The sequence below is a fragment of the Agromyces subbeticus DSM 16689 genome (genome assembly GCF_000421565.1).
Classification (GTDB): domain Bacteria; phylum Actinomycetota; class Actinomycetes; order Actinomycetales; family Microbacteriaceae; genus Agromyces; species Agromyces subbeticus.
On record NZ_ATXG01000002.1, the window covers coordinates 285,408 to 296,795 of the forward strand.

At 68.5% G+C, this 11,388-nt stretch carries 13 protein-coding genes; 10 read left to right on the forward strand and 3 right to left on the reverse strand.

What is annotated here, in order from left to right:
- Window positions 1-46: 46 nt before the first annotated feature.
- Window positions 47-640, reverse strand: coding sequence for a hypothetical protein (locus tag H521_RS0105085; RefSeq protein ID WP_022891947.1), 594 nt, complete (start codon window positions 638-640; stop codon window positions 47-49).
- A gap of 168 nt (window positions 641-808) precedes the next feature.
- Here H521_RS0105085 and thrS point away from each other — a divergent pair, with 168 nt between their 5' ends.
- Window positions 809-2,755 carry a threonine--tRNA ligase gene (thrS, locus tag H521_RS0105090; RefSeq protein WP_245560940.1) on the forward strand — a complete coding sequence of 649 codons (1,947 nt, stop codon included), beginning with the start codon at window positions 809-811 and terminating at the stop codon, window positions 2,753-2,755.
- Window positions 2,752-3,315 (forward strand): HIT family protein, encoded by a 564-nt coding sequence (locus tag H521_RS0105095; protein ID WP_022891949.1) that lies wholly within the window; start codon window positions 2,752-2,754, stop codon window positions 3,313-3,315. Before thrS ends, H521_RS0105095 begins: the two co-directional genes overlap by 4 nt.
- Window positions 3,316-3,319: 4 nt before the next feature.
- Here the strand turns inward: H521_RS0105095 and pdxY are convergent, their stop codons facing one another.
- Together pdxY and H521_RS0105105 are read right to left on the reverse strand one after the other, a co-directional pair.
- A complete protein-coding gene (gene pdxY / locus H521_RS0105100; protein ID WP_022891950.1) occupies window positions 3,320-4,171 on the reverse strand; it encodes a pyridoxal kinase PdxY in 852 nt (283 codons plus the stop codon).
- A 7-nt stretch (window positions 4,172-4,178) separates the two neighbouring features.
- Window positions 4,179-5,540 carry an aminotransferase class I/II-fold pyridoxal phosphate-dependent enzyme gene (locus H521_RS0105105; protein ID WP_026481924.1) on the reverse strand — a complete coding sequence of 454 codons (1,362 nt, stop codon included), beginning with the start codon at window positions 5,538-5,540 and terminating at the stop codon, window positions 4,179-4,181.
- Window positions 5,541-5,655: 115 nt separating this feature from the next.
- Here H521_RS0105105 and pdxS point away from each other — a divergent pair, with 115 nt between their 5' ends.
- From pdxS to yajC, 8 genes are all read left to right on the forward strand, one after another.
- Window positions 5,656-6,546 carry a pyridoxal 5'-phosphate synthase lyase subunit PdxS gene (pdxS, locus tag H521_RS0105110; RefSeq protein ID WP_022891952.1) on the forward strand — a complete coding sequence of 297 codons (891 nt, stop codon included), beginning with the start codon at window positions 5,656-5,658 and terminating at the stop codon, window positions 6,544-6,546.
- Window positions 6,543-7,190 (forward strand): pyridoxal 5'-phosphate synthase glutaminase subunit PdxT, encoded by a 648-nt coding sequence (gene pdxT, locus H521_RS0105115; protein WP_022891953.1) that lies wholly within the window; start codon window positions 6,543-6,545, stop codon window positions 7,188-7,190. The genes pdxS and pdxT overlap by 4 nt, the downstream gene beginning before the upstream one ends.
- 9 nt (window positions 7,191-7,199) lie before the next feature.
- Window positions 7,200-7,730: a DUF1697 domain-containing protein gene (locus H521_RS0105120; protein ID WP_022891954.1), complete on the forward strand. Its 531-nt coding sequence runs from the start codon at window positions 7,200-7,202 to the stop codon at window positions 7,728-7,730.
- 76 nt (window positions 7,731-7,806) lie between these two features.
- Window positions 7,807-8,565, forward strand: coding sequence for a YebC/PmpR family DNA-binding transcriptional regulator (locus H521_RS0105125; protein WP_022891955.1), 759 nt, complete (start codon window positions 7,807-7,809; stop codon window positions 8,563-8,565).
- A gap of 9 nt (window positions 8,566-8,574) precedes the next feature.
- Complete coding sequence (ruvC, locus tag H521_RS0105130) at window positions 8,575-9,192, forward strand: crossover junction endodeoxyribonuclease RuvC (RefSeq protein WP_022891956.1); 618 nt, start codon at window positions 8,575-8,577, stop codon at window positions 9,190-9,192.
- On the forward strand, window positions 9,189-9,812 hold the full coding sequence (ruvA, locus tag H521_RS0105135; RefSeq protein WP_022891957.1) for a Holliday junction branch migration protein RuvA: 624 nt from the start codon (window positions 9,189-9,191) through the stop codon (window positions 9,810-9,812). Before ruvC ends, ruvA begins: the two co-directional genes overlap by 4 nt.
- Window positions 9,809-10,867, forward strand: coding sequence for a Holliday junction branch migration DNA helicase RuvB (gene ruvB, locus H521_RS0105140; RefSeq protein ID WP_022891958.1), 1,059 nt, complete (start codon window positions 9,809-9,811; stop codon window positions 10,865-10,867). The genes ruvA and ruvB overlap by 4 nt, the downstream gene beginning before the upstream one ends.
- Window positions 10,868-10,938: 71 nt before the next feature.
- Window positions 10,939-11,343, forward strand: coding sequence for a preprotein translocase subunit YajC (yajC, locus tag H521_RS0105145; RefSeq protein WP_026481928.1), 405 nt, complete (start codon window positions 10,939-10,941; stop codon window positions 11,341-11,343).
- Window positions 11,344-11,388: the final 45 nt, after the last annotated feature.

Below are 11,388 nucleotides of genomic sequence, written 5' to 3' on the forward strand. Positions count from 1 at the left end.
GAAAGCCCCGGCATCGCCGGGGCTTTCGTCGTTTCCGGCGTGCCGATCAGCCGAACTGCTCGAACACGAGCGGCGGGTAGGCGATGCGCGTCGAGTACCACGACCAGGCTTCGCCGGCCGTCTGCTCGATGGCCGCCCAGCCGCCGTGTGCGGGAAGGTTCTTCAGCGTGATGGTCACCGTCTGCTTTCCGCTGACGCTCCGGGGGCCGGCGCCGACGACCGTGCCCGACGCTGCGTAGCCGCTCCCGTTCAGCGTCACCCGGCCGAAGGCTTCGACCGAGAAGGTGCACACGTAGGTGCCCACCCCCGTGATGCCGTACGCCGCCGGCTCGAAATGGATCGAGACCGCCGGGTTGCGCGTCGGCGACTCGCGTCGGTCCAGCCCGGCATAGGGAGTGGCGGCGTCGGTCTGCATGATCGTCGGCCGGATGAGGGTGAGATTCGTGCGACCGCGGCCGACGGTGTGCACGGGGGAGAGGAGGTCGATCGACGCCCAGAAGATGGGGCCGAGCACGAGTTCGCCGACTCGGTACTTCTCAGCCCACTCCTCGAGCCGGATGTCGGGTTCGAAGTCGGCGAGCTCGATCACGCGCTCATCGAACTCGCTGCGAGCGCCCAGTTCTTTCGTTGTCTCATTCATGAGGAAAACTCTAAACGGTGATGTGCGAGTCGCCTCCGGGGCAGCACCGAGGTGCCGAGCGGGTCAGGCCACGGCGACTACAGTTGAAGGGTTCTGTAGACCGATTTCAAGGAGTGGATCCAGGTGGCCGACGGCTTCGAGCTCTTCACCGACCGATCCGTTGTCGCAATGCGCGTCAATGGCGAGCTCAAGGACCTCGCCACGACGGTCACCGACACCGACGAGGTCGAACCCGTCACGATCGACTCGCCCGACGGTCTCAGCATCCTGCGCCACTCAGCGGCCCACGTGCTCGCTCAGGCCGTGCAGACGGTGAACCCCGAGGCCCGACTCGGAATCGGCCCGCCCGTCACCGACGGGTTCTACTACGACTTCGACGTTGCCGAGCCGTTCACTCCCGACGACCTCAAGGCACTCGACAAAGAGATGTCCCGCATCGTTCGTGCGGGCCAGCGCTTCATGCGCCGGGTCGTCACCGATGACGAGGCGCGCGCCGAGCTCGCCGCCGAACCGTACAAGCTCGAGCTCATCGGCTTGAAGGGCTCCGGCGGCCACGGCGAGTCGAGCGGCGACGACCACGAATCCGTCGAGGTCGGCGGCGGCGAACTCACCATCTACGACAACGTCGACCCCAAGACCGGCGAGACGGTCTGGAAAGACCTCTGCCGCGGTCCGCACCTGCCGAACACGCGCATGATCGGCAACGGCTGGGCGCTCACCCGCATCGCCGCCGCCTATTGGCGCGGCTCCGAGAAGAACCCGCAGCTGCAGCGCATCTACGGCACCGCCTGGCCGACCAAAGACGAGCTGCGCGCCTACCAGCTCCGGCTCGAAGAGGCCGCGAAGCGCGACCACCGCAAGCTCGGACGCGAACTCGACCTCTTCAGCTTCCCCGACGAGATCGGCTCTGGCCTCTCGGTCTGGCACCCGCGCGGCGGCACCGTGCGCATGGAGATGGAGCAGCACGCGCGTCGTCGCCACATCGAGGGCGGCTACACCTACGTCTACACGCCGCACATCTCGAAGGAAGACCTCTTCCTGCAGTCGAACCACCTCGTGACCTATCGCGAGGGCATGTTCCCGCCCATTCGCATGGACGAGGAGCGCGACGCCGACGGCAACATCACGAAACAGGGCCAGGACTACTACCTGAAGCCGATGAACTGCCCGATGCACATCCTCATCTACAAGGAGCGCGGGCGCAGCTACCGCGACCTGCCGATCCGGATGGCCGAGAACGGCACCGTGTATCGCAACGAGCTCTCGGGTGCGCTGCACGGTCTCACCCGCGTGCGCGGGTTCACGCAAGACGACTCGCACCTCTTCGTCACTCCCGAGCAGCTCGAAGAGGAGGTCGCCAAGGTGCTCGACTTCGTCATCTCGATGCTGCGCGACTTTGGTCTCGACGACTTCGAGCTCGAGTTGTCGATGCGCGACGACCACAAAGACAAGTGGATCGGCTCCGATGAGTTCTGGGAGTACTCGACGAATGCGCTCCGCAACGTCGCCCGTTCGAGCGGGCTGAAGCTCACCGAGATGCCCGGTGAGGCCGCGTTCTACGGCCCGAAGATCGACCTCAAGACGCGCGACGCGATCGGTCGCACATGGCAGCTCTCGACCGTGCAGGTCGACCCCAACCTTCCCGAGCGGTTCGGGCTCGAGTTCACCGATCGCGACGGGCAGAAGAAGCGCCCGATCATGATCCACCGGGCCCTGTTCGGTTCGATCGAGCGATTCTTCGCGATCCTGCTCGAGCACTACGCCGGTGCGTTCCCGGCGTGGCTGGCGCCCGTGCAGGTCGTCGGCATCCCCGTCGCCGACGAGTTCGCGCCCTACCTCGGCGCGATCATCGAGCAGTTGAAGGGCTTCGGTGTGCGCGCCGAGCTCGACGTGAGCGACGACCGCATGCAGAAGAAGATCCGCACCCACACGCAGCAGAAGGTGCCGTTCCAGCTGATCGCCGGCGAGAACGACCGATCCGGTGAGACGGTGAGCTTCCGGTTCCGTGACGGCACGCAAGAGAACGGCGTGCGCATCGCCGAGGCGGTCGAACGCATCCGGCAGGTGATCGACGAACGTCGTCAGGTGGTCACGCGCGACGACGTGTTCTCATGAGCGCCTACCAGCCCGACGAGTTCGACGGCGTGCCGACGGATGACGCGGCAGACCTCGCCGGCGTGCCCGACGCGTTCCAGCGGCTCTGGACGCCGCACCGGCTGGTGTACATCCAGCACGGGCAGCAACCCGATGAGCACGCCTGCCCGTTCTGCCGGGCGCCCGAGATGAGCGATGAGCAGTCGCTCATCGTCGCTCGCGGTGAGCACGCGTACGTGCTGCTCAACCTGTACCCCTACAACAGCGGCCACCTGCTGGTCTGCCCGTATCGCCACGTGGCGACCTACGACGAGGCGACGCCCGACGAGGTGGCCGAGATCGGCGAGCTCACGCAGATCGCGATGCGCGTCGTGAAGCAGGTGTCGAAGTGCGACGGGTTCAACATCGGCATGAACCAGGGCCGAATCGCGGGCGCCGGCATCGCCGAGCACCTGCACCAGCACATCGTGCCGCGGTGGGCGCTCGACTCGAACTTCTTCCCGATCATCGCCGGCACGAAGGCGTTGCCGCGCCTGCTCGGCGAGGTGCGGCACGAGATCGCCGAGGCCTGGCCCGCTTGAGCGCTCAGCGCACCTGACGGGCGGCGAACTGCAGTTTCGGGTGGGCGTAGTGCTCCTGCGCCTCGACGAGCTGCAGCTCGCGTTCACCCGACTCGTGGGTGAGCGAGAGCAACTCGAACACACTCGAGGTTGTTCGCGCGAGTGCGTCTGCCGCGTCGCCCGTGCGGCGGTAGTGCGCGGTGAACAGTGCTGCCGTGACATCCCCTGAGCCGTTGGCCTTGATGGGGAGTCGGGGAGTCTGCACGATCCATGCACCGGCGTCGTCGACGGCGAGCATCTCGATCGTGCCCGCTTCGCGATCGGGTCGCTCGACGCTCGTGACGAGCACCGTGCTCGGACCGGTGGCCCTGATCAGGTCGACCGATGCAAGGGTCGACTCGAGCGTGTCGGGCGTCGTATCCGTGAGGAAGCCCAGTTCGAACTGGTTCGGCGTGATCAGGTCGGCGGCGGGCACGACGCGGTCGCGCAGCAGCACCGGGATCGCGGGCGCCACGAAGCATCCGGAGGTGGCATTGCCCATGACGGGGTCGCACGCGTAGACGGCAGCGGGGTTCGCAGCCTTGACGCGGGCCACTGCGTCGAGAATGACGTCGGCGATGCCCTCGCCGCCCTGGTACCCCGAGAGCACCACATCGATCTGCGGGAAGGCCCCGCGCTCCTCGATGCCCGTGATGACGTCGCGCACGTCGTCGGGGCTGATCATCGGGCCGCGCCATGCACCGTAACCGGTGTGGTTCGAGAAGTTGACCGTGTAGACCGGCAGCACCTCGACGCCGATGCGCTGCAGGGGGAAGACGGCCGCGGAGTTGCCGACGTGCCCGTAGGCGACCGCGGACTGGATCGAGAGAACCTTCACCGATCGATCATCGCATCTCGGGCGTGCGCGACGGGCCCGAGCGCCTCGACTGCTCGCGAACCGTGCGCACGGAGTTGCCGATGTCGGTCGCGAGCATCCGCTGATCGGCATCATCGAGGTCGTGCACGGTGAGCCGCAGATGCTCCGACGGGCCGTGGTCGTCGAGTGCGAACTCGTCGCCGGGCCGGGCGAGCCATCCGCGGCGCATCAGCTGCTCGGCGACAGCGCGGGCGGGCGCGCCGAGCGGCACCCAGACATTGAGGCCGTCGCCCACCGCCGTCGGCAGGCCCTGTGCCGTCAGCAGCTCGGCGAACGCGGCGTTGCGAGCGGCGTAGTGCTCGCCATGGGCACGGATCTGCGCCGAGACCTCGGGGTCGGTGGCGAGCGCGTGCACGAGGCGCTGCAGGAGGTGACTCACCCAGGTGGTGCCGGGCGTGAGGCGCACCGCGAGCCGGTCGGCCGTCTCGGGGTCGGATGCCGTGACGGCGAGGCACATGTCGGGTCCGAGGAATTTCGACACCGAGCGCACGAGCGCCCAGCGGCGATGCTCTGCGCTGATCAGCGAGTGATATCGCAGGCGCGAGAGCAGCGAGTAATGGTCGTCTTCGATGACGAGTACGTACGGATGATCGCGGAGCACCGCGCGGAGTTCGGCGGCCCGTCGCTCGGTGAGGCTCGCGCCCGTCGGGTTCTGCGCACGGGGCGTGCAGATGACCGCGCGAACTCCCTGCTCGAGGGCGGCCCGCAGGCCGTCGACGGTCATGCCTTCGTCATCGACCGGAACCGGCACGGGTCGGTAGCCGGCGACGCGAACCGTGTGGATGCTCGTCAGGAAGCACGGGTCTTCGAGCGCGACGGCGTCGTCTCGGGTGAGGGCCTGTGCCAGCAGGCGCTCGACGGCGTCGGCCGCGCCGCTCGTCACCGTGAGGCGCACGGCCGTGCCGGCGGGCAGGTCGGTGCTCATCCACGCGTCGGCCCAGCGCTCGAGTTCGGGGTCGATGACGGGTTCGCCGTACAGCACGGCTCGCCCCGCGATGCGCGCCAGAGCACGGGACGGATCGGGGATGCGCGCGGCATCGGGGTTGCCGGTGCCGATGTCGCGAAGCGCGGTATCGGCGGCGAACCCCTCTTGGGCGACGTGCGCGCCGCCCGCCACTCGCGTTCCGCCGCGACCGAGCGTGATGACGACACCGGCGTTCATGAGCTGCCGGTAGGCCGACACCGCGGTGTTGCGATTGACTCCGAGGTGCTCGGCCAGCGCTCGCACCGGCGGCAGCGCGTCGCCGGGGCCCAGCGCACCGCGCTCGATGAGCGTCCGCAGACTCTCGGCGATTTCGGACGCCGAGCGTCCTTCGATGTCGATGATCACGAACGCTCCCTTCGTCGTCTCCGAGACCATGTTATCTTTTGGCCTAGGACAATAGTTCTGTTCGTCTGTTCTGATGCGCGCGACGTTCGCGCGCGCTCATCCGAGAGGATCCCTTGTGACCGTACCCGAGACCGGTTCGAGCCGCGTGAAGCGCGGCCTCGCCGAAATGCTGAAGGGCGGCGTCATCATGGACGTCGTCACCCCCGAACAGGCGCGCATCGCCGAAGACGCCGGCGCCGTCGCGGTCATGGCCCTCGAGCGCGTGCCCGCCGACATCCGCTCGCAAGGCGGCGTCGCCCGCATGAGCGACCCCGATCTCATCGACGCGATCATCGCCGAGGTGTCGATCCCCGTCATGGCGAAGGCCCGCATCGGGCACTTCGTCGAGGCGCAGGTGCTGCAGGCTCTCGACGTCGACTACATCGACGAGTCCGAGGTGCTCTCGCCCGCCGACTACGTGAACCACATCGACAAGTGGGCGTTCAACACCCCATTCGTCTGCGGTGCCACGAATCTCGGCGAGGCGCTCCGCCGCATCAACGAGGGTGCGGCGATGATCCGATCGAAGGGCGAGGCCGGCACCGGCGACGTCTCCGAGGCGACGAAGCACATCCGCAAGATCTCCTCCGAGATCAACGTGCTGCGCTCGATGACGAAAGACGAGCTCTACGTCGCTGCGAAAGAGCTGCAGGCGCCCTACGAGCTCGTGCTCGAGGTCGCCGAGACCGGCAAGCTGCCGGTCGTGCTCTTCGTCGCCGGTGGTGTTGCGACCCCCGCTGATGCCGCGATGATGATGCAACTCGGCGCCGACGGCGTGTTCGTGGGCTCCGGCATCTTCAAGTCGGGCAACCCCGAGGCGCGCGCGGCCGCTGTCGTCAAGGCGACGACGTTCTACGACGACCCCTCGGTCGTCGCCGCCGTCTCTCGCGGCCTCGGCGAGGCCATGGTCGGCATCAACGTCAGCGACCTCGCCGCACCGCACCGCCTCGCAGAGCGCGGCTGGTGACCACGAACCTCCGGAGCGAATCGCTCGACGCGGGGCATCCGGCCGAGGCCGGGCCCCGCGTCGGCGTGCTCGCCCTCCAGGGCGATTTCCGCGAGCACGCCCATGTGCTCGCGAAGCTCGGCGCCGACGTGTCGCTCGTGCGGCGCCCCGAGGAGCTCGCGGCCGTCGACGGACTCGTGATTCCCGGGGGCGAGTCGAGCGTCATGGACAAGCTCGCGCGCACCTTCGGCCTGCAGGAGCCGCTGAAGCGTGCGATCGAGGGCGGCCTCCCGGTCTACGGCACCTGCGCGGGCCTCATCATGCTCGCCGACACCGTGCTCGATGCCATCGCGGGCCAGCAATCACTCGGCGGCCTCGATGTCGTCGTGCGCAGGAACGCCTTCGGTTCGCAGAACCAGTCGTTCGAGACCGACCTCGCGATCCCTGCCCTCGGCGACCGACCGGTGCACGCCGTCTTCATCCGGGGTCCGGTCGTGGAGTCCGTGGGTGCCGCGGCGACCCCGCTCGCGACCCTCGACGACGGCCGGGTCGTTGCCGTGGAGCAGGGCAACCTGCTCGGCACGAGCTTCCATCCCGAGATCACGGGGGAGCACCGCTTCCACGAGTACTTCCTCGGCAAGGTGCTGGCCCGCCTCGACGGCTAGGCTCACGCCATGACCGAGTGGATCGCCCTCCTCCGCGGCGTCAACGTCGGCGGCATCACGATCAGGTCGGCCGAGCTGCGAACGGTCTTCGAAGGTCTCGGGTTCGACCACGTGCGCACGGTGCTCGCGAGCGGCAACGTCGCGTTCGAGACCGCGGATGCCGCGGCATCCGCTGCCCTGAAGACGCAGATCGAGCGTGCCCTCGGCGAGCGATTCGGGTACGAGGCGTGGATCGTGCTCGTCACTCGGGAGCAGCTGCGCCGAGTCGTCGAGGCGTTCCCGTTCGACGCATCCGACGCATCGCGCCAACCGTACGTGGTCTTCGCGTCGGAGCCCGCCGTGCTCGACGAACTCGAGGCATCAGCGGGGCAGACCGATTCCGGGGCCGACCCGATCGCCCCGGGCGACGGCGTCGTGTACTGGAATCCCGTGAAGGGCACGACGCTCGAGACGCCGTTCGCCAAGGTGCTCGGGAAGCCTCGCTACAAGCCGACGACGACCAATCGCAACCTCCGCACCCTCGTGAAGCTCCTGGCCTGAGGGCCGCCGGGCGGTCGCTGTCTTAGAATGGCTGAGCGCGACTCGCAGTCGCGCGAGGATTCGATTCAGGAGACGCATGTCCGGGCATTCCAAGTGGGCGACGACCAAGCACAAGAAGGCGATCATCGACTCGCGCCGTGCGAAGTCCTTCGCGAAGCTGATCAAGAACATCGAGGTCGCCGCGAAGATGGGCGGCGCCGACATGTCGGGCAACCCGACGCTCGTCGACGCCGTGCAGAAGGCGAAGAAGACCTCGGTTCCGAACGACAACATCGATCGCGCCATCAAGCGCGGTGCCGGACTCAGCGGTGAGTCGATCGACTACACGACGATCATGTACGAAGGCTACGGCCCGAACGGAGTCGCGCTGCTCATCGAGTGCCTCACCGACAACAAGAACCGTGCGGCCGCCGAAGTGCGCACGCTCATGACCCGCAACGGCGGCACGATGGCCGACCCGGGTTCGGTGGCCTACAACTTCGCCCGCAAGGGCGTCATCGTCGTCGCCAAGACCGACGGACTCAGCGAAGACGACGTGCTCGGCGCGGTGCTCGATGCCGGCGCCGAAGAGGTCACCGACGAGGGCGAGACCTTCGAGGTCATCACCGAGGCGTCCGACATGGTCGGGGCGCGCACGGCACTGCAGGCCGCGGGCATCGACTACGACTCGGCGGATGCCGCGTTCGTGCCGTCGCTCAAGGTCGAGGTCGACGCCGACACCGCGCGCAAGGTGTTCCGCCTCATCGACGCACTCGAAGACAGCGACGACGTGCAGAACATCTACAGCAACCTCGACCTGACCCCCGAGGTGCAGGCCGAGCTCGAGGCGGAGTAGCCCATCGCCGTGCGCGTGCTCGGCATCGACCCCGGCCTGACGCGCTGCGGCGTGGGCGTCGTCGATGTCGAGCCGAACCGCACGGCCCGCCTCGTCGATGTGGTGGTGCTGCGGTCGCCGGCCGAGCTCGACACACCGCGCAGGCTCGCCCTCATCGCCGACGGGCTCGAGGCGATCATCGAGGAGCATCGCCCGCAGGCTGTGGCCCTCGAGCGGGTCTTCGCGCGCAGCGACGTCTCGACGATCATGGGCACGGCCCAGATCTCGGGCGTCGCGATGCTGATCGCCGCTCGCCGCTCGCTGCCGGTCGCGCTGCACACCCCCAGCGAGGTGAAGGCCGCCATCACCGGCTACGGCCGCGCTGACAAGAAGCAGGTCGGCGCCATGGTGGCGCGCATCCTCGGTCTCGACGAGGTGCCGAAGCCGGCGGATGCCGCCGACGCGCTCGCCCTCGCGATCTGCCACGCCTGGCGCACCGGGGGAGTCGCGGGCGCCGCGGTTCGCGATGGCGCCGAGGCCGCTGCCGGGGGAGTCGACGATTCCGCGCTGACTCCGGCGCAACGGGCATGGATCGCCGCCGAGCGTTCCGCCACCGTGTCGGGGGCGGCCCGTAGGCTGAAGCGGTGATCTCCTCTCTTCGTGGCCGTGTGCTCGTCGCAGCCGGTGGCTCGGTCGTGATCGACGTCGGCGGAGTCGGGTTCCACGTCAACACGACCCCCGCGTTCGCCCTCTCCACGCGCGAGGGGCACGAGGCGTCGCTGCACACCACGCTCATCGTGCGCGAAGACTCGTTGACGCTCTTCGGCTTCGCGACTCGTGACGAACTCGACGTGTTCGAACTGCTCATCGGGGTCACCGGTGTCGGCCCGAAGTCGGCCCTCGGGGTGCTGTCGTCGCTGTCGCCCGGTCAGATCGCCGAGGCGGTGCAGCGCGACGACGACGCCGTCTTCCGCAAGGTCAGCGGCATCGGGCCGAAGACGGCGAAGCTCATCACGGTCTCGCTCGCCGGCAAGGTCATCGCGCCGCCCACCACGACGCAGCAGGCGGCCCCGATCGTCGCGGGCGGCGCGGCCGACAGCGTGCTCGCCGCGCTCACGGGCCTCGGGTGGTCGGAGCGGGTCGCCGCAGAGGCGGTCGATGAGACGATCGCCGCGGCATCCGATATCGAGGCGGCCTCGGTGCCCACCCTGCTCAGGCTCACCCTCGCCCGGCTCGGCCCGGCACAGCAGGCGGGCCGGGCGCGATGAGCCAGCACGAGCTGAACGACGGCGACCTCGATCTCACCGATCCGATCCTCGCCTCCGAGGCCGAGCTCGCATTCGAGGGCGCGCTGCGCCCGAAGAGCCTCGGCGAGTTCGTCGGCCAGACTCGGGTGCGCGGGCAGTTGCAGCTGCTGCTCACCGCCGCCACCCTGCAGCAGCGCACGCCCGATCACATCCTGCTCGCGGGCCCTCCTGGGCTCGGCAAGACCACGCTCGCCATGATCGTGGCGTTCGAGGGCGGCCGACCGCTTCGCATGTCGAGCGGGCCGGCCATTCAGCACGCCGGCGACCTGGCGGCCATCCTGAGCTCGCTCGTGCCGGGCGAGGTGCTGTTCATCGACGAGATCCACCGCATGGCGCGTTCGGCCGAAGAGATGCTCTACCTCGCCATGGAGGACTTCCGCATCGACATCATGGTCGGCAAGGGCGCGGGGGCGACATCGGTGCCGCTCGACCTCTCGCCGTTCACGCTCGTCGGGGCGACTACTCGGGCGGGGCTGCTCCCGAACCCGTTGCGCGATCGGTTCGGGTTCACCGCCCACCTCGAGTTCTACGACGAGGCAGAACTCGAGCAGGTGCTCGCACGAGCCGGCACCATGCTCGGCCTCGACGTCGACCGCGAGGCACTCGCCGAGATCGCGGGGCGCTGCCGCGGCACGCCTCGCATCGCCAACCGACTGCTGCGCCGTGTGCGCGACTACGCGCTCGTGCACGGTCAGCGCGCAGACCTCGCCTCGGTGCGGGCAGCACTCGAGCTCTACGACGTCGACCCGCTCGGCCTCGACCGGCTCGACCGAGCGGTCATGGAGATGATCCTCACGCGCTTCGGCGGTGGGCCGGTCGGCCTGAACACGCTCGCCGTCTCCGTCGGCGAAGAGGCCGAGACGATCGAAGCCGTGGTCGAGCCGTTCCTGGTGCGCATCGGCCTCATCACGCGCACCCCGAGGGGCCGAGTCGCGACTCCCGCGGCATGGCGGCACTTCGGTCTGACCGCAGCCGCGCCCGACGCGGCAACGGCGCTTCCGATCGATGACCTATAATCCATTGAGGCTGACCCCTCAGCACCGATGACTTCGTGCGCGCGCCGCACACCGGAAGGTATTCCCCACTCATGACGTTCGATCCGTTCACCATCATCATGCTCGCCGTCCTGGCGGTGCTGATCTTCTTCATGTTCCGCAACTCGCGCAAGCGTCAGGCCGACGCGCGCGAACTGCAGTCGAAGGTGCAGGCGGGCGCCAAGGTGATGACCAACTTCGGTCTCTTCGGCACCATCCTGTCGATCGACGAAGAAGACAACCAGGTGCTGCTCGAGACGTCGCCCGGCACCGTGCTGACGGTGCACCGTCAGACGATCGCCCGCGTCGTCGAGCCGAAGGTCGAAGACGACGCAGACGAGGCGGCTGTCGTCGACGGCGCGCCCGAGTTCGGCGAGCGGGTCGTCGACCCCGCCGACGACGTGACGAGCGGTGACTCGGGCGACCAGACGCCCGACACCAAGAAGTCCGACGACTAAGACTCACCCCGAAGCTGGGCCCGCGCGCTGACGCGCGGGCTCCTG